Origin of the sequence: Sulfuriferula sp. GW1 (genome assembly GCF_047300855.1) — a bacterium.
Lineage (GTDB): Bacteria > Pseudomonadota > Gammaproteobacteria > Burkholderiales > Sulfuriferulaceae > Sulfuriferula.
Map to the genome: position 1 here is coordinate 1,159,890 of NZ_CP170197.1, position 23,785 is coordinate 1,183,674.

The following is a 23,785-nucleotide window of genomic DNA, read 5'->3' on the forward strand; positions in this document are numbered from 1 at the left end:
GACTTTATCACCCTGTTCCCGAATTGTGGCAAGGAGGGGGCGAGCGTGGATTTCTCGAAGCCGCAATGGGCATCAGGATGAATCCGCGCTTAATGCCTTGCAGGTGTTGATCAGGCCGTTGGTCGAACTGTCGTGCTCGCTGACCTGGCCGGGGCTGACCAGTCCCTGTTCGATGGCCCCTGCCAGCTGCTTGCCCAGTTCCACGCCCCACTGGTCGAACGAATTCACATCCCAGATCATGCCCTGCACGAATACCTTGTGCTCATACAGGGCGATCAGTGCGCCCAGGGTATGCGGGTCAAGTTTGCGGTAGAGCAGGGTATTGCTGGGACGATTGCCGGGAAATACCTTGTGCGGCAGCAGCGCCTTGATTTCAGCGTCATCCAGATGGGCGGCAGTGAGTTCGGCACGTACCTCGGCGCGAGTTTTTCCCAGCATCAATGCCTTGCTCTGGGCAAAACAGTTGGACAGCAGCACCTGATGCTGGTGATCGATCGGATTATGGGATTCGGCAGCTGCCAGAAAATCAGCAGGGATCAGCCGGGTGCCCTGGTGGATGAGCTGATAGAACGCGTGTTGGCCATTGGTGCCGGGCTCGCCCCAGATAATCGCACCGGTGGCATAGTGGACAGGTTTGCCCGCGCGCGTGACGCTCTTGCCGTTGCTCTCCATATCGAGTTGCTGGAGATAGGCGGGAAAGCGCGCCAGATATTGATCGTAGGGCAGCACCACCTGGCTTTGCGCATCCCAGAAATTGTTGTACCAGATGCCCAGCAGCGCCATGATCACCGGCATGTTTTGCGCCAGCGGGGCGGTACGGAAATGCTGGTCCATGGCGAAAGCACCGTCGAGCAGCCTGGTAAAGTTGTCCATACCGATCATCAGCGCAACCGACAATCCCACCGCTGACCACACCGAATAACGTCCGCCGACCCAGTCCCAGAAACCGAACATGTGGTCGGTATCGATACCAAAGGCGCGGACTTTTTCGGTATTCGTCGAGACTGCGACGAAATGCCGGGCGATCGCTGCTTCGTCTTTCAAGGCAGCGAGCAGCCAGCGTCTGGCCGCCTGCGCGTTAAGCAGGGTCTCCGGCGTGCCGAAAGACTTCGAGGCGACGATAAACAGCGTGGTTTCGGGGTCCAGGCGGCGCAGGGTTTCACTGATATGGGTGGGATCCACATTGGAAACGAAATGCGGGGTAAGGCCTTTTTGCCAGTATGGCGTCAGCGCCTGGGTGACCATTACCGGGCCCAGGTCGGAGCCGCCGATGCCGATATTCACGATGTCGCTAATGCGCTTGCCGGTGTGGCCGCGCCATTTGCCGCTGCGCACTGCCTGGGTGAATTTTTTCATGCGTGCCAGCACTTTGAGCACATCCGGCATGACGTCTTCGCCATCCACAAACACCGGCTGCTCCGAGCGGTTGCGCAACGCAGTGTGGAGTACCGCACGGTGTTCGGTAAGATTGATTTCGACGCCGTCGAACATTGCCTCGATGGCCGTTTGCAGCGGACTGGTTCGCGCCAGCTTGATCAACTGCTTCATGGTATCCGGCGTGATGCGGTTTTTTGAGTAATCCAGCAGGATGCCTGCCGCATTGATTGAAAAGCGTTCGAAGCGTTTTTTATCCTTTGCGAACAGTTCGCGCAGGGATGTTTTGGCCAATGCTTTGCGTTGGGTCTTGAGTGCCTGCCAGGCAGGGGAGAGGGTAGGGTCAGACATTGCTATGTAGTCGCTCCAGCCAGGTGAATTATTGCCGGTTATGCACAAGGATAACGCCAGCCAATGGCGGGACGGTCAGTGTTAGGGATGCGGGGTATCCCATCCATGCTGCGGCGTCGGCCAGCAGACCGGCGCCGTTGCCCGCATTGCTGCCGCCGAAGTATATTGAATCACTGTTAAATATTTCTGAATATGAACCGGTTTGCGGCACACCAATGCGATAGTTGGTGCGCAGCACCGGGGTAAAGTTCAACACGACGATGACGTACGAGCCGTCGCCGGCATAGCGTACATAGCTCAATACGGATTGTTCCGCGTCATGGCAATCGATCCAGGCGAAACCGTTCGCCGCGAAGTCCAGCTGATGCAATGCCGGGGTGTCGCGGTACAGGTGATTGATGTCACGCACCAGTTTTTTGACGCTGTCGTGCCAGTGACTTTGCAGCAGACTCCAGTCCAGTTCCCAGCCTGAATCCCACTCGCGCCCTTGCGCAAATTCGTTGCCCATGAAGTTGAGCTTTTTCCCTGGGGTGGTCATTTGGTAAGTAAATAGCAGGCGCAGATTGGCGAATTGTTGCCAGGCATCCCCCGGCATTTTGCCGATCAGCGAGCCTTTGCCGTGTACCACTTCATCGTGCGAGAACGGCAGCATGAAATTCTCGGTATAGGCATACAGCTGGCCAAAGGTAAGCTTCTCGTGGTGATGCTTGCGATGCACCGGATCGTGGCGAATATAGGTCAGGGTGTCATTCATCCAGCCCATGTTCCATTTCATCGAGAAACCCAGTCCACCCAGATACACCGGTCGGGACACCATCGGCCACGAGGTGGATTCTTCCGCCAGCGTCAGTGCACCGGGGAAAGCGTCGTGCACCATGATATTCAACGCGCGCAAAAATTCGATGGCCTCCAGGTTTTCGCGCCCGCCGAACTTGTTGGGCAACCATTCGCCTGCTTCGCGTGAATAGTCGAGATAGAGCATTGACGCTACCGCATCAACGCGCAGGCCATCGAAGTGGAACTCGCCCAGCCAGTAGTGCGCGCTGGAGAGCAGGAAGCTTTTCACCTCGTTGCGGCCATAATTGAAAATATAGGTGCCCCAGTCCTGATGGAAGCCGATACGCGGGTCTTCATGTTCATACAGGGCTGTACCGTCAAAGCGCGCCAGCGCAAAAGCGTCTTGCGGGAAATGCGCGGGCACCCAGTCCAGCAATACCCCCAGTCCGGCCTGGTGACTGGTATCGATGAAGTGGCGCAGGTCATCCGCACTGCCGAAGCGGCTGGTCGGCGCAAAGTAGCCGGTGGCTTGATAACCCCAGGATTCATCCAGAGGGTGCTCGTTGATCGGCATCAACTCGATATGGGTATAGCCCATGCCGAGTACGTAGGGAACGAGGTGCTCGGCCAGTTCGCGATAGGTGTAAAAGCGACCGTCAGGGTGGCGTCGCCACGAACCGGCATGGATTTCGTAGACGTTCATCGGCGCCTGCAGCCAGTTGCGCTCACCGCGCGTGGTCAGCCAGCGCGCGTCGTTCCAGGTATGGCTGGAAACCGGTGCCACGCGCGAGGCAGTGCCGGGGCGCAGTTCGGCAAACTGCGCGTAAGGGTCGCTTTTCAACAGCAACTGGCCGCTATGGCGGTTGTGTATCTCATATTTGTAATGTGCGCCTGCAATGATGTCGGGAATGAACAATTCCCACACCCCGGAATCGCCATGCGCACGCATCGGGTGCTTGCGCCCGTCCCAGTGGTTGAAGTCCCCCACTACCGAGACACGGTCTGCGTTGGGCGCCCACAACGCAAAGCGCACCCCGTCTACTTCATCCACGCGGCATGGCTGGCTTCCCAGCATTTGATAAGCTTGATTTAGCCGGCCTTCATTGAACAGGTACAGATCGTGCTCAGTGAGCTGGAGAGGGAAGGCGTAAGGGTCATGATCGACAATTTCACCGTTGGGATAAGTGCGGCGTATGCGATAAGGATGAACCGGTGCAACCACCCCATGCCATTCAAATACGCCGCGTATATCCACACGTTGCAACTCGGTTTCGGCACCATTGACGAGCAGGAACATGGATAAGGCATCCGGATCGTATACACGGATTACCCATCCGGCATCCAATTGGTGCGGCCCGAGCAATTCGCACGGATTATGTGCATGCCCGCCGGTGAGGGCGTCAAACTGGGGAAGTGTACGGGCAGCGCTAGCAATATTAGCCACGGGCAGGTTGGGGGTCATGGGCGGACTGTATCGGCGTTCATTGGTGTGGGCTATTATAGCCATGAGGGGATCGTAATCATTCGATCAACAATAAAGCAAAAAAGGAGCCTGTCTTGCAAAAAGATTTTCCGCGTTTTGTCAGTCGCCTTACTAAAAATACTGTGGCGCTGATCCTTGCAGGGGGGCGTGGTTCCCGCCTGAAACAATTAACCGACTGGCGCGCCAAGCCCGCCGTGCCATTCGGAGGCAAGTTCCGCATTATCGACTTTCCGTTATCCAATTGCCTCAATTCCGGTATCCGTCGCATCGGGGTACTGACGCAGTATAAGGCACACTCGATGATCAAACACATCCAGCGTGGCTGGGGGTTTTTGCGCGGCGAGTTCAACGAATTCATCGAACTGTTGCCAGCGCAGCAGCGGATCTCGGAACTGAATTGGTACAAGGGTACCGCAGATGCCGTGTTTCAGAACATGGACATTGTGCGGAACCACGAGCCGGATCATGTGCTGATTCTGGCCGGCGATCATATTTACAAAATGGATTATGGAGAAATGCTGGCCTGCCATGTCAGCCATGCCGCCGATATGACGATGGCATGTATCGAAGTGCCGATAGAACAGGCCCACGCGTTTGGTGTCATGACCGTGGGGGAAGACGGACGTGTGGTGGATTTCACTGAAAAACCAACGGAAAATCCCGCTACCATTCCCGGAAACCCGGAGCGGGTACTGGCCTCCATGGGTATATATGTGTTCAACGCCAGCTTTCTTTACGAACAACTGATTCGCGACGCGGACGATCCCCATTCAGACCATGATTTCGGCCACAATATCATTCCCTATTTAATCTCGCGCTACCGTGTCTATGCGCACAGTTTCAAAGACAGCTGCATCGGCAGCTTACCCGGTGGTGAACCCTATTGGCGTGATGTAGGTACTGTAGAAGCCTATTGGTCGGCCAATCTGGATCTGGCCAAAATCACACCCGAGCTCGATTTATATGACACGCACTGGCCTATCTGGACCTATCAGGAACAGTTGCCGCCAGCCAAATTCGTATTCGACGAGGAAGAGAGACGCGGTATAGCCATGGATAGCACTGTGTCGGGTGGCTGCATTATCAGCGGTGCCACGGTGCGGCGCTCGGTGCTGTTTTCCAATGTCCAGATCAACAGCTTCGCTACGGTGGAAGACGCGGTGATACTGCCGGACGTTGATATTGGTCGGCATGCCTATTTGCGTCGCTGTGTGATCGATAAGGGCTGCAAGATACCTGAGCGCATGGTGGCGGGCGTAGATCGCGCGGAAGACGAACGGCGTTTTCATGTGACCGAAAACGGCATCACGCTGATTACACCGGACATGCTCGGCCAGTACCCGCACCAGATCCGTTAGACGCAATTCGAAACTGGCAGTGCAATGGTTTTTTTCAGGGTTTGTTTATGACTACACGTTGTCTTGATCTTGTCCTGTGCTGGCATTTTCACCAGCCAGATTACCGTGACTATGCCACCGGTGAATACCGTCTGCCCTGGACTTATCTGCACGCCATCAAGGATTACAGTGACATGGCAGCGCATCTGGAAGCGCATCCGCTAATGCGGGTGACGTGTAATTTCGTGCCGGTTCTGCTCGACCAGCTGGAAGACTACACCAGCCAGTTCAAAGCAAACAATCCGCGCGATCCACTGCTTGCATTGCTGATCGAACCGGAGCTGGCACACCTCACGCAAGCCCAGCGCGATCTGATCCTGGAATACTGCTTTCGCTGCAACCACGTCACCATGGTGCGGCCATATGCCGCCTATCACCAGCTGGCTGAATTGTTCCAACTGGCAGAGCGGCAGGGAAGCGATGCGCTGAATTATCTTTCCGGGCAATACCTCGCTGACCTGGTGACCTGGTACCACCTGGCCTGGATGGGCGAGACGGTGCGGCGTCGCTATCCGTGGTTGCTGGATCTGATGAAAAAAGGCCGCGGCTTTACCCTGGCAGACCGGCGCAGCGTGTATCAACTGATCGGCGAAGTGATGACCGACCTGATTCCGCGTTACCGCAAGCTCACTGCCTCCGGTCAGGTGGAAATATCCAGTACGCCGCACTATCACCCGATAGCCCCGGTTTTGATGGATTTTGCCGCCGCGCGCGAAGCCTGGCCGCAATGCGAATTGCCCGTCGAACCCGTGTATCCCGGTGGTGAGGTGCGCGTGCGGCGCCACCTGGATTCCGCGCTTGTCAGTCACAAGGCGCGCTTTGGCGCTGTGCCGCAGGGTATTTGGCCGGCTGAAGGCGGTATCTCGACGGCGCTGCTGGGGGTGTTCGACGAAGCCGGGCTGGCGTGGACTGCGAGCGGCGAGGCTGTGCTGTCCAACAGCCTGCATGCTGCCAAGGTAGCGGACGCCGACCAGCGCCAGTTGCGCTACCGACCCTATCGGGTGGCCGCGCACCAGACACTGTGTTTCTTCCGCGACGATAAGTTGTCCGACATGATCGGTTTTGAATACTCGAAATGGCATGCCAACGATGCTGTCAAGCATTTTGTCGCCGAACTGGAAGCCATTCTGCATCAGACTCCGGAGCACGAAACCCCGGTGGTGAGCGTGATTCTGGATGGCGAGAACGCCTGGGAATACTATCCCTACAATGGCTATTTCTTCCTTGATGAACTGTATACCGCACTGGAGAATCATCCCGACATTCATCCCCACAGCTTTGCCAGCTATCTGGCGGAGCGCGTCCGGCACCCCCATGCCGCGCAAATTGGAGCGTTGCCGCGCCTGGTAGCGGGTAGCTGGGTTTACGGCACGTTTTCGACCTGGATTGGCGTGCCGGAAAAAAACCGCGCCTGGGATCTGCTGGCGCGCGCCAAGCAGCAGTATGACCTGGTCATGGCAACCGGCAAGCTGAGCGCAGCAGAAAAAACCGCCGCGGAAGCGCAATTGTGCGACTGCGAGAGTTCGGACTGGTTCTGGTGGTTTGGCGGCTACAACCCGCGTCACAGCGTAGAGAGCTTCGATCGCCTGTATCGTGCCAATCTGGTTCAGCTCTATCACCTGCTCAAGTTGCCTGTGCCGGAAGCGCTAAGCGTTCCGATCAGCCATGGAGGCAGCGAAGCGGAGGCGGGAGGCACCATGCGCCGGGCATCCTGATCCCTACAGAGGCTTTTTCTTATTCAAGACGCCGGACACGTTAATCCATGAATCCCACCATTTCACTGCTTTTCGGCGTACATGCTCACCAGCCGGTGGGTAATTTTACTGAAGTGCTCGATGATGCCCACCGGCGCTGTTACGGACCGTTTATCCGCACCCTGTATCGTTATCCAGGGTTCCGTTTTGCCGCGCATTTTTCCGGCTGGCTGCTCGATTATCTGCTGCGTGTTTACCCGGAAGACATGGCGCTGCTCAAACAAATGGTGGTTCGTGGCCAATTGGAAATGGTTGGCGCAGGCGACACCGAACCGGTGCTGGCGGTCATTCCCTATCGGGACCGCATCAGCCAGCTCAATGCCTTGTCTGACCGGCTTCATGCTGCCTTCGGCCAGCGCCCGCAGGGTGCCTGGCTGACCGAGCGGGTATGGGAAGCGACGGTAGTGCCGGCGCTGGCAGATGCCGGTATTGGTTACGTCACGGTAGATGACTATCATTTTCTTTGCGCCGGTCAGGATGCAGACAAGCTCGACGGTTTTTTTTCAACTGAAGAAGATGGCCGTCGTCTGGATCTTTATCCGATTTCCGAGGCATTGCGGTATCGCCTGCCGTTCGCACCCGCGCATGAGGCGGTTGCCTATATCGAATCCCTGGCCAAAACCGGCGAAACGGCAGCGATTTATTTTGATGACATTGAAAAATTCGGTATCTGGCCGGAGACTTACGCCTGGGTATTCGAACAAGGCTGGCTGACTCAGTTTATTGAAGGGGTGCTGGCCTCGCAGATCATTCGCACCGAAACCTTTAGCGAACATCATGCGCGCACCAGAACCCATGGCGTCGTGTATTTACCGACGACCTCGTACATAGAAATGAACGAATGGACGCTGCCTGCGCATGTTGCGGCGCGCTATGCAGAGCTGATTGCTGCGAGCAAGGCGGGTGGTCGTTTCGACGGGGAGAAAGCCTTTCTGCGCGGCGGTATCTGGAAAAACTTTTTCTCGGCGTATCCCGAATCCAACTGGATGCACAAACGTATGCTAAGCCTGTCACAACGTCTGCACGCGCTCCCGGCGCAACAGGCAAGCGGGCGCATGCAGGTGTTGCTGTATGAAGCCCAGGCCAACGATGCCTACTGGCATGGTTTGTTTGGCGGGCTGTACTTGCCGCACCTGCGCCGCGCTGTGTATCACGCCATCGTCGAACTGGAACAGCTGCTGGATAGTGTGGCCCCGCGTCCGGCGCTGCTGCGCGAAGATGTGGATATGGATGGCAACGATGAGATGTTCCTGCACAACTCGACTATGCAGGCGGTAGTGAGACTGGACGGCAGCGCCAGCGTGATCGAACTGGATGCTTACCGCCTGCACCACAATTTTGCTGATACCCTGCGCCGTCAGCCGGAACATTATCACCACAAAACCCTGGTCAATGATTCGGCTGCATCGCATCACGGTGATGGCATCAGCTCCGCCCACGACCGCATCAGTTTCAAGCACATTGTGACGCAGGACGATCTGGCCTACGATGCGACAGGGCGTACGCTTTTCAGGGACACGCTGCATACCGCTGATGGCATATTGCCGCTGGATTTTGTGCTGCAGGCAAGTACCAACGATAGTCTGGGCTTTGTTGCCCAGACCAGTGCAGGTACGCTACACAAACATATTGTCATGCTGGACGGACAGCTGAAGCTTGTTTACCAGTTTCCCGATAATCTGCATGGCCAATTCAGCACCGAAATGAATCTGGCCATGCCCAGTTGCGATGGGCCGGCGGGCCGCTTTGTGCTGGATGGTCAGATTGCCGGGGGATTCGGCCAGCCGCTGACAGTGGAAAGCATGGATCAAATCAGGCTGGAAGATGAAGTGCTGGGGGGCAGTGTATCGCTGAATCTGAGCCAGCCAGCTGGATTGACAGCACATCCTCTGTTTACGGTATCGCAATCTGAAGCCGGATTTGAGAAAATCATGCAGGCTGTGACATTGCAACTGGACTGGCAACTCCCCACAGGAGAAAATCAGATGGAACTCAGCCTGATCATATCCCCTGTTTGATTGCTATCTAACCGGAGTCGTTTATGCATAAAAAAACCGTCGAAAAGAATAAGGTGGTCTATCTCACCTACAGCATCATTGACCAGAATGGAGCGGTGTTCGAGCAGTATGATGTGCCCATCGGTTATGTGCATGGCGCCAATAGTGGATTGTTTGAGAAAATCGAAGTCACGCTGGCAGGGCATGAGGAAGGCGAACGGGTCGAAGTGATACTCCCACCTGCCGACGGTTTTGGACAGCATCAGCCTGAGCTCACCTTTACCGACAGTATCGAGAATGTGCCGCCCCAGTTTCGCCACATTGGCGCGGCGGTAAGTTTTGAAAACGACGCTGGCGAAAGCAAGGAATTTCGTGTGACCAAAATCGAGGACGGCAAGCTCACCGTGGATGGAAACCATCCGCTGGCCGGGCAGACTGTGCGCTTCATCGTCAATATCGTGGATATACGCGATGCGACTGCTGAAGAAATTGCCAACGGCCGGCCGGAAGATGCCAGCGCGCCGCGCTTGCACTAAATGCTTTAATACACTCCAGGCCATAAAAAGCCCCCGATCACGGAGGCTTTGTGTTTTGGCGAAGTGTTTATTTTGGGCAGCTGCTCGTATCGGAAGGCACCTTCCCAACCAGCATCAGGAAACTGCCGAACGGTCCCATTACACTCATTGCTTCCATTTTCGGACCAGAGAATTCTAGACGGCCAAACATCATGGCTTTCATCGGACCGTATTCACCGGCTCCCATCTGTTTCCAGCGCTCGGTTGTCGCATGCATGAGGTAATCCACGCTGGAATCGAGTTTGGCTGTTTCCAGTTTGCCACCGTAAATGCACATGGCCTTGTCGCCCTTATCGGCAATGCGCATTTCCACATGCGGGCTGCCCTCGCAGTCGGTGCGATACATCTGGATGACCTTGAAGCCGTGACCGTGGTCATTTTTAATCCATTTTCCGGCCAGACCGGTGGTCAGGGTGGTGTCCTTATTCCAGGCCTCGCAGGCCTGGGCGGCCCATTCGGCCGACATCAGGACCGGCGCTGCGTGTACCTGACCTGCAAGCATGGCTAAACCGAAACCGGACAAGGCAACGAATTGTTTCAATCCTGCATGCATGTGTGTGTCTCCTTGATTATGTATGAGTAGTTGGAATGATGATTCGGGGTTGTCGTTATTGGCTGCCACCGAAGGCAAAAACTTACCCGCTTCAACCATGCCTGTCAAACTTGTCTTTGCGCCGGTCTGCGCGATTATCAATGTGGTAATTCGGCGCCCACCTCAGATGATACATTGCGTGCCCGACACGCCATTAATAGCGCAGGCCGGACTCGAAAAAATCACCCGGGCGGTGAAGGGAAAAGCGGCGCTGCCGGTAGTTTGAACCGGCCATACGAATTCAGGAGCCAGCCCGATCAGCTGGATGCAAGCACCTTGTCATAGGCATCGGAAAACAGTTTCAATCCGTCCGCTTGCAAGGTCTCGCCCACGGCATTCAGATCAATACCGATTTTTTCCAGCGCAATATAATCAGCCTCGGCGGCGGCGATTGCATCTTTCAGGGTCAGTTCGACGCGACCATGATCGCGAAACGCCGCCAGCGTGGCGTCGGGTACGGTGTTGATGGTTTCCGGGCCGATCAGCGCTTCCAGATATTTCACGTCTGAATAGGCCGGATTCTTGGTACCGGTGCTGGCCCATAGCAGATACTGCGGACGGGCGCCTGCATGCGCCAGATCCGCAAACATGGCGCCATGAAAAATATCCTGATAGCGCTGGTAGGCGAGCTTGGCGGTGATCAGCGCCGCGCGGCCGGTCAGGGCTTGCGCCGCATCGCTGTCAATTGTCGAGAGACGTTGATCCACCAGGGTATCCACGCGCGACAGGAACAGGCTGGCAACGGCTTTGACATTGCGCAGATCGTTGCCCTGCGCCAAACGTTGTCTGAGGCCACGAATGTAAGCCTCGAACACGCGCACTGTCTGGCGCAGCGAAAACAGCAGGGTGATATTGATGCTGACACCTGCCGCAATCAGCTGCTCAAACGCCACCAGGCCGGCCGCTGTACCCGGTATCTTGATCAACAGGTTGGGGCGGTTCACGGTGGCGCGCAGACGTTGTGCGGCGGCAATCGTGGCGGCGCTGTCATGGGCAAGATGCGGTGATACCTCGAGACTGACATAGCCATCAACGCCCTGGCTGCGCTGAAAGGTCGGCAGCAACAGGTCACACGCCGCCTGGATGTCGGGAATCACCAGTGCTTCATAGCGTTTTTCCGCATCCGCTTCACTGGCTTTGAGGCGTGCCAGATCGTCCTGGTAATAAGGACTTTCGGCGAGTGCTTTCTGGAATATGCTGGGGTTGGAAGTCACCCCGGAAATGCCGTCGTTTTCGATGAGTTGTTGCAGGCCGCCTTCGCGCAGCAGGGTGCGGGAGAGATTGTCCAGCCAGATTGACTGACCTGACTGATTGAGTATGCGCAGTGGATTCATTGCCGGGTTCTCCAAATAATCGGGATGTCTCCTCAATATAGCCTGTCGTGGTTACTTTGTTGTGTCAGCAGCTGGTTGCGCCGCTGGCTTCATCATGGACTGTTCCACCAGGCGGATGCGTGCGGCGATGATGGCAAGTGTTGCTGCATCACCGCCTTGTTTTTCCTGCAAGCCCAGATAAGTCAAAAGGGGACGCCGCCAGCCCTGTTTGGAAGCGACATCCACGGCGGCCTGCAAAGTGGCGGCATCGAACTGTCCGCGTCTGACCATGACGCCGGTGGCGACCAAGCGCGAAACCGGATCGGCAATCGCCACGATGTTTTGATTGATATGGGCTTGGGACTGGTTGGCAGTTCCCATCAGAGTGCCATATTGTGCAGGCACCAATTTGGGATCGATGCCTTGCCAGTTACCGCTGATGAACCGGGCATAAGCGTTATCCGCGGGCGTGGTACGGATAGCCGCGAGTTCGGTGTAGCCGGTGCATGGCGCAAAATCAAGGGACGCGACGTGAAGTCCGCAGCGCAACAATTCGATATGCCCGACCGCGGCGATATCCCCCGTTGCAGCGACGGCGCTACGCGCCTGGGCAAAGCTGGTCTCGGCAAGTTTCACATTTCCAGCCAGGTAGTGTTGCGTATAGCGCGCGGCCGCAGTTTGCGCATCGTACTGCCAGTCAGGTGCAGACTGGCCGGCACATGCGCCGAGCAGCAAGCTCAAAATCGGGATGAAGAGGATTTTCATGGCAACTTCACCTCGCCGGGTTTGGAGGAAGGCAGGATGCGGTTGATTTTGGTGATGAGCTGATTGGCCTTGCTTACTGCTTCGTCCACTTGTCCGCGCAGTTGTCCGAGGTCATCGGTGCCGTCCTTGAGATTGGCGCTCAGACCATTGACGTTGACCAGAATTGAATCCAGTTTTCTCAGGCTCACTTGCAGGTCGTTGAGCATGGCCTGAATTTGCGCCAGCGACTGGTCGGCCTTGTCTGCTACCCCACCTTGGGAAAACGCCCACGTATCCAGTTTTTTTGACATGACGTCGAGGTTGGCGGTCAGCTTGCGCGCATTATTGAGCGCATCCATCAGCACCTGGGCGTTCTGTTCGCTGCCCAACAGGCCTTGCGCTACGCCGTATTTACCGGACATCTGTGTGGTAATGGTCTTGACATTGACCAGCGTGGTATCGATTTCGCCGTTCTTGCGCGTGATGTATGCCAGGTTTTTGCTCACCCCGCCCAGCTGATCGAGGATGCCGTTGACCTTGGCCACCAGCGCCGGCACATCAAGCGGGGGGTTCAGTATGAGCGGAACGATAGCTTTATTGGCGAGTTGGGGGTCATCCAGTGTGGGCGTATCAAGACGTATCACGGCGGCGCCCACCAGGGGCTTGTCGAGCGTGAACTCGCTGGAGGTCCGTAACCAGCGGTGTTCGCGTTCGGGTATGGTTATCGCCACCAGCGCCAGACCAAGATCGCTCAGGGACACTGTCGTCACCCTGCCAATGGCAATGCCGCGATAAACAATGGGTGTGCCTGCCTCAACACCGGTGGCATCGGCAGAAAGGAGCGTGAAGTGCGATTCTTTTTCAAAGGTGCCGCGTGCATACAACAGATAGAGCAGCGCGGCCGCGCTCAAAATGGTAAAGAAGACCAGAAACAGGCCTGTTTTGAATTGTATGGATGTGTTCATGTCTCGCCCTGATATAAGGGTTTGTTCCAATCGTAATCGAGTATCTGGTGGTCGGGAAGCTTGTTGGCCAGGCTGCCCAGCATGGTGGCCAGCAACTTCGGATAGGGCGTATCCGCCAACAGCTCGGCGGGTCGATCTATTACCAGCAGCGGCCGCGCAAGCATCATTGCGCGCGCCATTTTGACGGCAAAGCGCTGCGTGGGTGTGAGGTCCTCATCGCGCTTCATCGCGACATCGCCATGCCCGCATTGATCCAGTAGTTGCTGCGCGTCAACACTGGCTTGTTTCCAGGACAGGTTGAGATGGTATTGCTTGATCAGCGCGATGTTTTCCAGCGCGGTCAGGTTCACCCGCAACGGCAATTCTGGTGACACCAGTGCGCAAGCGTCGCCCTGATCGCCCAGTAGCGCTGCCAGCCGGGCGCGTCGTGCAGCCTCGTCTGCGCACCAATCTATATGTATTTGAAAGCTAATGATGCAACCTCGATCAGAACAATGGCAAAGAATACCCGCATCATGCCCTTGAGTACCGCGACCGGCACCAGAAACAGCCGTTTGGGAATTTCCAGCCCGGTTTTGATCGGTATCAGCGTCACGCTTAGCCCGAACAGCGTGGTCTTGAGCACCAGCCAGAACACCAGCGGGAACGCCAGAAGATGGGCGATGGCACGCGAATACGCGGGGAAATTCACCGGTTCAAAGCCATAAATCACGAAAAAGGCCACCCCCAGTGCCGTAAGCACCGACAGGCCGGTCAGCGCGAGTACCGACAGAACCCCGCCCACCACGCGCGGCATGAATTCATAACGGATGGGATCAATATGCGCATGCTCGAATGCCGTCAGTTCGTCGTTGACATGCATCAGCGCGACTTCGGTATTGATTGCCGCTCCCGAGCGCAGGGCTACGAACAGCACTGATAAAAACGGCAGCAACTCCATCACTAGGAAACCCACGATCAGCCCGGGCACATACTCCGACAATCCGAAATTGCGCGCCACGGTCACCATGATCTGGATAATCACTGCACTGATGACCAGCGAATAGGCCATATATATGGGCAGTGCCTGCACCGCCGTGAAATAAATCTGCTTGACAATAATCCAGCGCGTGGCGCTGTCGTAAGTACGTGGATTAAGCGCCACAGTCAGCAAACGCCAGCCGAAATCGACCAGCGCAGTGGCAGACCGCAGACGCGTAATCACAGCATTCCCGATGGTTTCGATCCTGGTAGCCAGCACGTTCATTGTCTAGAAAAATTATCGAACAGGGCAAGTATGGGTTGCAAGGTTAGCATGCGCAAGTACACTGGTATGAGGTTAGAATGGTCAACCGTTAAGGAGATCATGAAGATGAAAATCAGACAGGCAAAATGGCTATTGCTGATCGGTATGCTATTCACCTCGCTTGCCTCTGCGGCAGCGGGTGGCGTGCTGATCAAGGACGAAACCCTGTATTCCAAACCTGCGGTGCGCAGTGCCTCGGTAGGTAAAGTGGCGCGCGGCACCCCGGTAACTGTGATAACGCGCCAGGGCGGCTGGGTGGAAGTGACCAGCGGACGTACGCGTGGCTGGGTGCGCATGTTCTCGGTGCGCAGCAGCGCGGGCGGCGGCGGGAATGCAGCGTCGGATCTGGCTGGCTTGGCGCGGGCAGGTCAGCGTCGCCCCGGTAATATCGTGGCGACGGCAGGCGTGCGCGGGCTCAACGAAGAAGAACTCAAGACTGCGAAATATAGCGAACGCGGTATCCAGGATCTCGCATCCTATTCGGTTTCTGCAGGTGCGGCGCGCCAGTTTGCCGGCCAGGCACGGCTTACCCGTCAAGCGGTCGCGTATTTGCCGGATCCGTCCAGAGCAAACGGTGCAAACAGCAGTAATTCCTGGGAGGTGCAGTAATGAAAAAATCCATGTTGATCATTGCGATCGGGACCCTGTTTGCCGCCAGCGCTGCACAGGCAGACTGGCAGGACTTGTTGAAAGAAGAGCTGCGCAAACAGGTTGTGCCGCAACAGACCGAGCCCCGGCAAACGAATCCGGGTGAGGCAGGCAACTCGACCAGTACGCAGGACAATACGGCGGCTACCGTACTGGGGGCGTTCTCAAAAACCTCGACGGATGATGAAATTCGCATCGGGCGCCAGATCGCCGGCGATCTGCTCGGTGCCGCGCCGCTGGTACCGGACCCCAGGTTGCAGCGCTACGTCAACGAAGTGGGGCGCTGGGTCGCGTTGCAGAGTGATCGCCCGGATCTGCCCTGGCATTTCGGCGTAATCGATACGACCGACATCAATGCTTTCGCAGCCCCCGGCGGGTATGTATTCGTCACCAAGGGGCTGTATCAGAAGCTCAATAGCGAGGCGGAACTGGCCGGGGTGCTTGCGCACGAAATCAGCCACGTCGTGCACAAGGATCAACTCAAGATTCTGCAGCAGACTCAGTTGCTCAACCTTGGCGCACAGTACCTCGGGAAGCAGGCGAAAGATCAGGCTGCAGTACAGAAGCTGATCGGTAGCGGTGCTGAAATCGTTGCGCGCGGACTCGATAAAAATGCCGAGTTTGCCGCTGATCGCATGGGTGTGGTGCTCGCTGCACGCGCCGGTTATGAACCCTACGGCCTACCCGCAGTTCTGGAAGAGATCGGCCACACGGCACCGAATGACAACCGCGTTGCGCTGCTGTTCAAAACCCACCCGGCACCGGCCGAACGCTTATCCAGGCTGGGCGATGCGATCGGCACTCGTTTTGATAACCTCGCGCCAGGCAAGGAAGTCAAAGACCGGTTCTACCGGATTCGTTAATCGTCTGGATGCAGTTCGCCCAGTTCAAACGCGCGTTACCGCGCACCGTTGTCAGTCTGCTGCTTACCCTGTTGCTGGTGCTTGCCAGCCAGGGCAGCGTGCAGCTCGGTTTGCTTGATCGCCTCGAAGCCTGGGCCTACGATGCGCGCCTACTGCTCACCATGCCGCACACGGTTGATCCGCGTGTGGTCATTGTGAACATCGACGAAAAGAGCCTGAAAGAGGTCGGACGCTGGCCGTGGGGGCGCGACAAGCTGGCCGAGCTGACGAAGCGTTTGTTTGAGCACTATAGCGTCGCAGCAGTGGGGTTCGACGTGGTATTTGCCGAACCTGATACCAGCTCTGGTTTGCCCGCACTGGAAAAACTCGCCGCCACCCGCCTCAAGGGTAATCCGGGTTTTGCCGCTGCCCTCCAGAATGCACGGCCATTGCTGGATTTCGATGGCCAGTTTGCCGAATCCCTGCACAAGGGGCCGGTAGTGCTGGGCTACTATTTCACGCCTTACGCCGAGACTTCGGGCGTGTTGCCCAAACCGGCATTTGCGGCCGGGGCGATGGCGGGGCAGGACGCGAATTTCATCAGCAATCAGGGCTATGGCGGCAACCTGCCTGCCTTGCAGGCAAACGCAGCGGGCGGCGGGTTTTTCAACATGCTGGCGGATTTCGATGGCGTTACCCGGCGCATGTCCATGCTGCAGAAATACCAGGGTGCGGATTACGAGGCGTTGTCGCTCGCCACACTGCGTACCGCGCTTGGCTCGACCCTGAACTATCAGCGCGTAGCCGACGCCGGAGCGCATTACACCCATCTGGAACTGGTCGCAGACGGCCTGCGCGTGCCGGTGGACAACGGGGCTGCAGCGTATGTACCGTATCGCGCCTATCCCGGTTACCGTTACTATTCCGCCGCCGACATACTGGCGCAGCGCGTCCCGGCGGCCGAACTGGAAAACACCATCGCACTGGTTGGCACCACCGCTCCCGGCCTGCTCGATCTGCGCGTCACCCCGGTGGCGCGCAGCTACCCCGGTGTGGAAATCCACGCCAACCTGATTTCCGGCATCCTCGACGACACCATCCGCTACGCGCCGGCTTACGCGCACGACCTGACCCTGGCCGTACTGAGCGTGTTCGGCGTATTGCTGGCGCTGATACTGCCGCGCCTGACCCCGGTGCGCGGCGCGGCATTATCGCTGACATTGGCTGCGCTTGTGGTGGCAGGCAATTACTGGGCGTGGCAGCACAAGCTGGTGTTTCCACTGGCCACGCCGCTGGTGCTGATCCTGGGCCTGATGCTGCTCAACATGGCGTGGGGATTTTTTGCCGAAACGCGCGCCAGACGCCAGATTACCGGGCTGTTCGGCCAATATGTGCCGCCTGAACTGGTGGACGAAATGAGCCAGGATCCGTCGCGTTTCAACATGCGCTCCGAGAGCAAGGAGCTTTCCATTCTGTTTTCGGATGTGCGCGGCTTCACCACGATTTCAGAGACGCTTACCCCGCAGCAGCTATCGGATTTGCTCAACGAATTCCTGGGCGCCATGACCCAGGTGATCCACCATCGCATGGGTACCATCGATAAATACATGGGCGACTGCATCATGGCATTCTGGGGTGCGCCGATTGACAATCCCCACCATGCCCGTGACGCCGTGCTGGCCGGGATGGAAATGCAAACCGCGCTGACCGAGCTCAACAAAACCTTCGTTGCCAAAGGCTGGCCTGAGTTGCATGTGGGGGTCGGCATCAATACCGGCCGGGTCAGTGTGGGCAACATGGGCTCGCAATTCCGCATGGCCTACACGGTAATGGGCGACGTGGTCAACCTCGCTTCGCGCCTGGAAGGCATCACCAAATTCTATGCGGCACCGGTGGCGGTAGGCGAGGGTACGCGCGCCGCACTGCCGGAGATGGTGTTCATCGAACTTGATCTTGTGCGTGTCAAAGGCAAAGAACAGCCGGTCGCCATCTTCCAGCCGCTGGGACTGCAAGGCCAGGTGGACGCTGCCACGCTTGCCGCTGCACAACGCTTCGCCAGCGCGCTGGCCGCGTACCGCGCCCAGCGCTGGGACGAAGCCGAAGCGATTCTGAATGCGCTGCAAAACGAGCATCCTTCGAAACTCTACGCCCTGTATCTCGAACGTCTTGCGCACCTGCGCGACAATCCGCCCGGTGCGGATTGGGACGGCGTGTGGATCTACGAATCGAAATGAAACACAGGATGCGCTGAATTAGCCATTCTTGGTTACGGCGCTAGCAGCCAGACTGTAGCAATTAAAATACTGCGCTGAAATGTACCGCACCCGGCTCAAGCCGGTAACGGAATAGGTCACCATGGAATATCGCCCAACCTGCCGGCAACGGCCATCAGCCCGGTATTCTTATGGGAACTTGTGGTGTCGATCTGTGACCGGAAAGTATAAGAGTTGAAATTAAAAAATGTTGAATCGATCCTGGCCGATTCGTTTTTGCAAGGCATTTGGCAGGAGATGATATAATTTCAAATATGAGTAGGCCATTCACAAAATATCTTTCGCTTGCGGTGCTCGTCATTTTCATGACGAACATGGGCGTATGGAGTTTTCATTCGAACTGGCTTGCGCATGAACTGGAACACAGCGGTACGCTGGAGGTGATGGCCGCCACAGCCGACCATGCCGATGCCGGCAAGTTGGGCGCATTGGCCGATAACAATGAAAAATCACCCGCCACCATGGATCATCAGCTGCTGCATGCGGTCGACCATTTGCAGTTTTTCCCAGGTGCCGTCATCGACGGAATTTTTGCATCCCAGCCCGGTGCTGTACGCTATCATTTCACCTCCTTCAATGTGGCGCTAGCAACATTTGAAACACCGTTCCGCCCCCCTTCGCATTTCCCTTCCTTAAGCTAGAGCAGTCCGTCTGAACATTGGGCGCCATCGCGCCGGTGTTTGATTCGTGCTGTTTTCAGCCCGACAGAACCTGCGCTTGTGTCAAGCCGCGCATGTAAGGCATTCGCGCAACGCAGATACCTGTCAGGATTTCTGTTTGACCCGGGATCCCGTCCATAGAAAGCATCGTGCGTGTTTATGCGCAGCGCTTGGGCCAGTTCCGTCAATCCGTTTACATGCCGTTCGGCGCGTATTTTTTGCGTTGCCGTGTTATCCAGGATGAATTATGAAAAAGAGTGATGTTGCCCCGTATCTGTTGCTTGCCGTTGTGCTTGCCTTTGCGCCACTTGCCTCGGCAGCCGATCGGCCAGGGAGATTTGCCGTTGCCAAGAGCCAGATTCAGGCGTTGGGCATTCAAACCGCGCCCCTGCAGAGTCAAACCGGCTCGGTAAAGGCGAGTTTTCCTGCGCAAGTCGTGGTACCGCCAAATCGCGAGCAAATCGTCAGTGCGCCGCTCGCCGGTTTGGCAGTACAACTGTTCGTGCAACAGAATCAAGTAGTGAAGCAAGGCACACCGCTGTTGCGGCTGGTCAGTCCGGAACTTGGCCAGTTGCAGTTGCAGTTGCTGCAAGCCGGCACCCGTGCCGTGCTGGCGCGCCAGACGGCACAGCGTGAACGCGCCTTGTTCGACGAAGGTATCATCCCACAGCGACGCGTCCAGGAAACGCAGGCTGCATTGCAGGAAAGCAACGCGGCGCTGTCTCAGGCCAAGGCGGCGTTACGTCTGGCCGGAATGCCGGCAGCGGACATCAACCGGATTGCTGCCTCCGGCAAGCCGCAAGACAGCATCACGCTTACCGCGGCGCAGGCCGGAATCGTCACCGAGATTGCAGTCAGGCCCGGCCAGCGGGTCGAAGCGGCAACTGCCTTGCTGCATGTGGCCCAAACCGATTCCCTATGGCTCGATATTCAGATTCCGGTCTCGGAAGGTACGAACTGGCAAGCCGGAACGAGAGTCAAGGTACAAGGCCGGGATGTCACGGCGCGCATCCTGAGCACCAGCCCGACCGTTTCGTCCAGTAGCCAGACCGTGGTGCTGCGGGCGGCGATCGAGGGCAAGTCCGGACTGGTTCGCCCGGGCGAGTTCGTGACGGTCGAACTTCCCGTCGCAACGGCGACGCAGGGCGGCTGGGACGTGCCGCTATCCGCCGTGGCCCATGACGGCAACCAGGCTTACGTATTCGTGCGCACGTCAGATGGTTTCGAAGCCAGGCCAGTGCAGCTTACGGCCAGCGCCGGGCAACAGGTGCGCGTGCAGGGTCAGCTCAAGCCTGGTGAGCAGATCGCCGTCAGCGGCGTGGTCGCTCTCAAGGGCGCATGGCTTGATGAAAAGGGGAGCAAGTAATGCTTTCCCGCCTCGTTCAATTTTCCCTGTCGCAGCGCCTGTTCATCCTGCTGGTGACGCTGGTTGTCGCCGGTGCGGGTTGGTATGCCTACCTTGGGTTGCCGATAGACGCGTTTCCGGATGTGTCGAGCACCCAGGTCAAGATCATCATGAAGGCTCCCGGCATGACGCCGGAGGAAGTCGAAAGCCGCATCGCGGTGCCGATCGAGGTGGAAATGCTCGGCATCCCGAAAACCAGAATTCTGCGCTCGATCACCAAGTACGGTCTGGTCGATGTGACCATCGATTTCGAGGACGGCACCGACATCTATTGGGCACGGCAACAGGTCAGCGAACGCCTGAGCGGGCTGACGGGAAGTCTCCCGGACGGCATCACAGGCGGGATGGCGCCGATCACTACGCCATTGGGTGAAATGTTCATGTTCACTGTCGAAGGCGGGGGGTTGTCTCTGGCCGAGCGGCGCAGCCTGCTTGATTGGGTCATCCGGCCCGCTCTGCGCACGGTACCGGGCGTCGCCGATGTGAATGCGCTGGGTGGTGTGGTTCGGGCATATGAAGTCGTGCCCGACCCGGTCAAGCTGGCCGCCAGCGGCGTGACCATGGCGCAGCTCAAGGAAGCGATCGTCGCCAACAATCGCAATGACGGTGCGGGACGGCTTGGTGAAGGCGACGAAGTGCTGCTGGTGCGCAGCGAAGGCAGCGTCACCAGCCTGGACGATTTGCGCGCGGTCGTCGTTGCAGTGAAAGACGGTGTACCGGTCCGCCTCGGGAATCTTGCCGAGGTCAAGATCGGCACGGTGACGCGCTATGGTGTGGTGACGCAAAGCGGCCAGGGCGAGGCCGTCGAAGGGCTGGTGCTGGGATTGGCCGGTGCCAACGCGCAACGGGTTGTCGAAGGCGTGCGCCAGAAATTGGAGGAACTGCAACCGACGCTTCCAAAAGGCGTACAGATCAAGACTTTCTATGACCGTGCCTCCCTCGTCAGCAAAGCGGTTGGCGCGGTATCGTCCGCGTTGCTCGAAGCGACCGTCCTGGTCATTGTGCTGCTGGTGCTGTTCCTGGGCAATCTCCGCGCGGCATTGACGGTCGCGCTGGTACTGCCTCTGGCGGCGCTGATCACCTTTATCCTGATGCGCGCCTTCGGCATGTCGGCGAACCTGATGAGCCTCGGCGGCCTGGCCATCGCGATCGGCATGCTGGTCGATGCCGCCGTGGTGGTGGTGGAAAACATCGTTCAGCGCCTGGCGACCGATCCCACTGCCGGCAAGCTGCCGCGGCTGCATACGATCTATCGCGCGGTGCGCGAGGTTACGGTGCCGGTCACTTCGGGAATATTGATTATTATCACCGTGTTCCTGCCGCTGCTGACGCTCCAGGGTCTCGAAGGAAAGTTCTTTGTGCCGGTAGCGCTCACCATCGTGTTCGCGCTGGCCGGATCGCTGGTGCTATCGCTGACCGTCATTCCGGTACTGGCATCCTACCTGTTGCGCGAGGTCAAGCACGAAGACCCGTGGTTGCCGCGCAAGCTGCTGGCGCTCTACGAACCGGCGCTGGCCTGGGGCCTGCGTCGGCAGCGCGTCGTTGTCGTGGTGGCGGTAGCGATGTTGCTGGTGGCTGGCGTGATCTACACCCAGGTTGGTAAAACCTTTATGCCGACCATGGACGAGGGCGACCTGATCGTCGGCATCGAGAAACTCCCCTCGATCAGCCTGGAACAAAGCGCCGCGCTCGATCTGAAAATTCACCAGGCCATCATGAAAGCCATTCCCGAGGTGACCGGCATCGTCGCTCGCGCCGGCTCAGATGAAATCGGCCTCGATCCGATGGGCCTCAACCAGACCGATACTTACCTGTTGTTGAAGCCGCGCGGCGAATGGCGCATGAAGAGCAAGGAAGCGCTGATGGATGAAGTGCGCAAGGTGCTCGACCCCATGCCCGGCATCCAGTACAGCTTCACACAGCCGATCGAAATGCGCGTATCGGAAATGATCATCGGCGTGCGCGGCGATCTGGCGGTCAAGATTTTCGGTCCCGACCTCGACAAGCTCAACGCGTATGCGAGCCAGGTCGAAGCGCTGCTCAAGACGGTCCCCGGCAATCAGGACGTGTACACGGTCCAGAACGACGGCGTGCAGTATCTGCGGGTCGCGGTGGATCGGTTGCAGGCCGGAAGGCTCGGTTTGAGCGTCGAAGAGATACAGGATGCGTTGCGCACACAGATCGAGGGACAGCGCGCCGGCATCGTGATAGAGGGCAACCGGCGCACGCCTATCGTATTGCGTGGCGCTGAATCGGTGCGCATGTCGCCGGCCGAGTTTGGCGCCATGCGAATCACGACCCGGGACGGTAGCACCGTGCCATTGACCAGTGTCGCCAGACTGGAACGTGCTGCAGGTCCGGTCAAGATCGACCGCGAAATGGGCAGCCGCTACAGCGTGGTGATCGCCAACGTCGGTGGTCGTGACCTGGTCGGTTTTGTTGAAGAGGCCAGGGCACTCGTGACGCAGAAGCTCCCTCTGCCTACCGGCTACCGCATCACCTGGGGCGGGCAGTTCGAGAACCAGCAACGTGCAGCGGCCCGTTTGGCGGTCGTCGTTCCGGTCGCGCTCATTCTCATTTTTGTCATTCTCTTTTCGACCTTCCGTTCGGTGCGCCAGGCCTTGCTCATCCTGAGCAACGTTCCGTTTGCCCTGGTCGGCGGCATTATCGCCTTGTGGGTGACGGGGGAATACCTGTCGGTGCCGGCATCCGTCGGTTTTATCGCGCTGCTCGGCATCGCGGTTCTGAACGGTGTCGTGCTGGTCAGCTATTTCAACCAACTGCAAAGTGAGGGAATGAAACTGAGCGAAGTTGTCGTGCAAGGCGCGAAGCGACGCTTGCGGCCGGTGCTGATGACCGCTGCCATTACGGCGTTCGGACTGATACCGCTGCTGTTCGCCACGGGGCCGGGTTCCGAGATTCAACGGCCGTTGGCCATTGTCGTGATCGGCGGCCTGCTTACCGCCACGGCGCTGACCTTGATGCTGTTGCCAATTCTATATTTACGCTTTGCTTTTCCAAAGCAGGCAACCTCCACGGAGATTACCCATGTCTGAACTTTGTCTGACACTGTTGTGCCCGCCCGCGCTCGAAGAAAAACTGCTCGATATGCTGTTGATGGCGCCGGAAATCACCGTATTCACCAGCACGCCGACCGCCGCCCATGGCTCAGTGGCCGGAAATCTGAGCCCTGCCGAGCAGGTGCTCGGTCGTGCTATCGCCACGCAAGTACAGGTCTTGCTCGCTGTCAAGGACAAGGACGTTTTGCTCAACACCATTCAGCAACAATTTGCCGGTACCGGTATGCGCTACTGGCTGGCGCCGATCCTCGAACAGGGAGTATTTGCATGA

At 57.7% G+C, this 23,785-nt stretch carries 20 protein-coding genes; 12 read left to right on the forward strand and 8 right to left on the reverse strand.

All coding sequences use genetic code 11. The features are described from left to right. Positions 1 to 72 precede the first annotated feature (72 nt). Both pgi and glgB read right to left on the reverse strand, forming a co-directional pair. Entirely contained in the window at positions 73 to 1,725 is a 1,653-nt protein-coding gene (pgi, locus tag ACFDAU_RS05840; RefSeq protein ID WP_413439061.1) for a glucose-6-phosphate isomerase, read from the reverse strand. A 28-nt stretch (positions 1,726 to 1,753) separates the two neighbouring features. Further along, the gene (gene glgB / locus ACFDAU_RS05845; protein ID WP_413439508.1) at positions 1,754 to 3,964 is read right to left on the reverse strand and encodes a 1,4-alpha-glucan branching protein GlgB; all 2,211 of its coding nucleotides are present in this window, start codon (positions 3,962 to 3,964) and stop codon (positions 1,754 to 1,756) included. A 95-nt stretch (positions 3,965 to 4,059) separates the two neighbouring features. Between glgB and glgC the strand changes: the two genes are divergently transcribed. From glgC to ACFDAU_RS05865, 4 genes are read left to right on the forward strand one after another with little or no spacing between them, the layout of a single operon-like run. Continuing rightward, positions 4,060 to 5,343: a glucose-1-phosphate adenylyltransferase gene (glgC, locus tag ACFDAU_RS05850; protein ID WP_413439062.1), complete on the forward strand. Its 1,284-nt coding sequence runs from the start codon at positions 4,060 to 4,062 to the stop codon at positions 5,341 to 5,343. A gap of 47 nt (positions 5,344 to 5,390) precedes the next feature. After that, the gene (locus ACFDAU_RS05855; RefSeq protein ID WP_413439063.1) at positions 5,391 to 7,097 is read left to right on the forward strand and encodes a glycoside hydrolase; all 1,707 of its coding nucleotides are present in this window, start codon (positions 5,391 to 5,393) and stop codon (positions 7,095 to 7,097) included. A gap of 47 nt (positions 7,098 to 7,144) precedes the next feature. Beyond that, the gene (locus ACFDAU_RS05860; RefSeq protein WP_413439064.1) at positions 7,145 to 9,154 is read left to right on the forward strand and encodes an alpha-amylase/4-alpha-glucanotransferase domain-containing protein; all 2,010 of its coding nucleotides are present in this window, start codon (positions 7,145 to 7,147) and stop codon (positions 9,152 to 9,154) included. A 23-nt stretch (positions 9,155 to 9,177) separates the two neighbouring features. Beyond that, positions 9,178 to 9,669, forward strand: a complete 492-nt coding sequence (locus ACFDAU_RS05865; protein ID WP_413439065.1) for an FKBP-type peptidyl-prolyl cis-trans isomerase — start codon at positions 9,178 to 9,180, stop codon at positions 9,667 to 9,669. Between the two features lie 67 nt (positions 9,670 to 9,736). On the opposite strand, the gene ACFDAU_RS05870 is transcribed toward ACFDAU_RS05865, so the two are convergent. Further along, the gene (locus tag ACFDAU_RS05870) at positions 9,737 to 10,261 is read right to left on the reverse strand and encodes an SCP2 sterol-binding domain-containing protein (RefSeq protein WP_413439066.1); all 525 of its coding nucleotides are present in this window, start codon (positions 10,259 to 10,261) and stop codon (positions 9,737 to 9,739) included. 22 nt (positions 10,262 to 10,283) lie between these two features. Here ACFDAU_RS05870 and ACFDAU_RS05875 point away from each other — a divergent pair, with 22 nt between their 5' ends. Then, positions 10,284 to 10,526, forward strand: coding sequence for a hypothetical protein (locus tag ACFDAU_RS05875; RefSeq protein WP_413439067.1), 243 nt, complete (start codon positions 10,284 to 10,286; stop codon positions 10,524 to 10,526). Between the two features lie 31 nt (positions 10,527 to 10,557). On the opposite strand, the gene tal is transcribed toward ACFDAU_RS05875, so the two are convergent. The 5 genes from tal to ACFDAU_RS05900 form a co-directional block, all read right to left on the reverse strand. Continuing rightward, complete coding sequence (tal, locus tag ACFDAU_RS05880; RefSeq protein ID WP_413439068.1) at positions 10,558 to 11,634, reverse strand: transaldolase; 1,077 nt, start codon at positions 11,632 to 11,634, stop codon at positions 10,558 to 10,560. A 51-nt stretch (positions 11,635 to 11,685) separates the two neighbouring features. Beyond that, positions 11,686 to 12,378: a hypothetical protein gene (locus ACFDAU_RS05885; RefSeq protein ID WP_413439069.1), complete on the reverse strand. Its 693-nt coding sequence runs from the start codon at positions 12,376 to 12,378 to the stop codon at positions 11,686 to 11,688. Then, positions 12,375 to 13,322 carry an MlaD family protein gene (locus ACFDAU_RS05890; protein WP_413439070.1) on the reverse strand — a complete coding sequence of 316 codons (948 nt, stop codon included), beginning with the start codon at positions 13,320 to 13,322 and terminating at the stop codon, positions 12,375 to 12,377. Before ACFDAU_RS05890 ends, ACFDAU_RS05885 begins: the two co-directional genes overlap by 4 nt. Next, on the reverse strand, positions 13,319 to 13,696 hold the full coding sequence (locus ACFDAU_RS05895; RefSeq protein ID WP_413439071.1) for a hypothetical protein: 378 nt from the start codon (positions 13,694 to 13,696) through the stop codon (positions 13,319 to 13,321). The genes ACFDAU_RS05890 and ACFDAU_RS05895 overlap by 4 nt, the downstream gene beginning before the upstream one ends. 77 nt (positions 13,697 to 13,773) lie before the next feature. Beyond that, complete coding sequence (locus ACFDAU_RS05900) at positions 13,774 to 14,568, reverse strand: MlaE family ABC transporter permease (protein WP_413439072.1); 795 nt, start codon at positions 14,566 to 14,568, stop codon at positions 13,774 to 13,776. Between the two features lie 99 nt (positions 14,569 to 14,667). Here ACFDAU_RS05900 and ACFDAU_RS05905 point away from each other — a divergent pair, with 99 nt between their 5' ends. From ACFDAU_RS05905 to ACFDAU_RS05935, 7 genes are all read left to right on the forward strand, one after another. Then, complete coding sequence (locus tag ACFDAU_RS05905; protein ID WP_413439073.1) at positions 14,668 to 15,216, forward strand: SH3 domain-containing protein; 549 nt, start codon at positions 14,668 to 14,670, stop codon at positions 15,214 to 15,216. A gap of 11 nt (positions 15,217 to 15,227) precedes the next feature. Then, positions 15,228 to 16,118, forward strand: coding sequence for a M48 family metalloprotease (locus ACFDAU_RS05910; RefSeq protein WP_413439074.1), 891 nt, complete (start codon positions 15,228 to 15,230; stop codon positions 16,116 to 16,118). An 8-nt stretch (positions 16,119 to 16,126) separates the two neighbouring features. Then, positions 16,127 to 18,331: a CHASE2 domain-containing protein gene (locus tag ACFDAU_RS05915; protein ID WP_413439075.1), complete on the forward strand. Its 2,205-nt coding sequence runs from the start codon at positions 16,127 to 16,129 to the stop codon at positions 18,329 to 18,331. Positions 18,332 to 18,597: 266 nt separating this feature from the next. Beyond that, positions 18,598 to 19,011: a hypothetical protein gene (locus ACFDAU_RS05920; RefSeq protein WP_413439076.1), complete on the forward strand. Its 414-nt coding sequence runs from the start codon at positions 18,598 to 18,600 to the stop codon at positions 19,009 to 19,011. 265 nt (positions 19,012 to 19,276) lie between these two features. After that, positions 19,277 to 20,395, forward strand: a complete 1,119-nt coding sequence (locus ACFDAU_RS05925; RefSeq protein WP_413439077.1) for an efflux RND transporter periplasmic adaptor subunit — start codon at positions 19,277 to 19,279, stop codon at positions 20,393 to 20,395. Continuing rightward, positions 20,395 to 23,490, forward strand: coding sequence for an efflux RND transporter permease subunit (locus ACFDAU_RS05930; RefSeq protein ID WP_413439078.1), 3,096 nt, complete (start codon positions 20,395 to 20,397; stop codon positions 23,488 to 23,490). Before ACFDAU_RS05925 ends, ACFDAU_RS05930 begins: the two co-directional genes overlap by 1 nt. Next, on the forward strand, positions 23,483 to 23,785 hold the full coding sequence (locus tag ACFDAU_RS05935) for a DUF3240 family protein (protein WP_413439079.1): 303 nt from the start codon (positions 23,483 to 23,485) through the stop codon (positions 23,783 to 23,785). The genes ACFDAU_RS05930 and ACFDAU_RS05935 overlap by 8 nt, the downstream gene beginning before the upstream one ends.

Coding starts and splice junctions, on each gene's coding strand:
- pgi (WP_413439061.1), bottom strand. CDS start 1,725: ATGTCTGACCCTACCCTCTCCCCTGCCTGGCAGGCACTCAAGACCCAA.
- glgB (WP_413439508.1), bottom strand. CDS start 3,964: ATGACCCCCAACCTGCCCGTGGCTAATATTGCTAGCGCTGCCCGTACA.
- ACFDAU_RS05855 (WP_413439063.1), top strand. CDS start 5,391: ATGACTACACGTTGTCTTGATCTTGTCCTGTGCTGGCATTTTCACCAG.
- ACFDAU_RS05860 (WP_413439064.1), top strand. CDS start 7,145: ATGAATCCCACCATTTCACTGCTTTTCGGCGTACATGCTCACCAGCCG.
- ACFDAU_RS05865 (WP_413439065.1), top strand. CDS start 9,178: ATGCATAAAAAAACCGTCGAAAAGAATAAGGTGGTCTATCTCACCTAC.
- ACFDAU_RS05870 (WP_413439066.1), bottom strand. CDS start 10,261: ATGCATGCAGGATTGAAACAATTCGTTGCCTTGTCCGGTTTCGGTTTA.
- ACFDAU_RS05875 (WP_413439067.1), top strand. CDS start 10,284: ATGAGTAGTTGGAATGATGATTCGGGGTTGTCGTTATTGGCTGCCACC.
- tal (WP_413439068.1), bottom strand. CDS start 11,634: ATGAATCCACTGCGCATACTCAATCAGTCAGGTCAGTCAATCTGGCTG.
- ACFDAU_RS05885 (WP_413439069.1), bottom strand. CDS start 12,378: ATGAAAATCCTCTTCATCCCGATTTTGAGCTTGCTGCTCGGCGCATGT.
- ACFDAU_RS05890 (WP_413439070.1), bottom strand. CDS start 13,322: ATGAACACATCCATACAATTCAAAACAGGCCTGTTTCTGGTCTTCTTT.
- ACFDAU_RS05900 (WP_413439072.1), bottom strand. CDS start 14,568: ATGAACGTGCTGGCTACCAGGATCGAAACCATCGGGAATGCTGTGATT.
- ACFDAU_RS05905 (WP_413439073.1), top strand. CDS start 14,668: ATGAAGATGAAAATCAGACAGGCAAAATGGCTATTGCTGATCGGTATG.
- ACFDAU_RS05910 (WP_413439074.1), top strand. CDS start 15,228: ATGTTGATCATTGCGATCGGGACCCTGTTTGCCGCCAGCGCTGCACAG.
- ACFDAU_RS05915 (WP_413439075.1), top strand. CDS start 16,127: ATGCAGTTCGCCCAGTTCAAACGCGCGTTACCGCGCACCGTTGTCAGT.
- ACFDAU_RS05925 (WP_413439077.1), top strand. CDS start 19,277: ATGAAAAAGAGTGATGTTGCCCCGTATCTGTTGCTTGCCGTTGTGCTT.
- ACFDAU_RS05930 (WP_413439078.1), top strand. CDS start 20,395: ATGCTTTCCCGCCTCGTTCAATTTTCCCTGTCGCAGCGCCTGTTCATC.
- ACFDAU_RS05935 (WP_413439079.1), top strand. CDS start 23,483: ATGTCTGAACTTTGTCTGACACTGTTGTGCCCGCCCGCGCTCGAAGAA.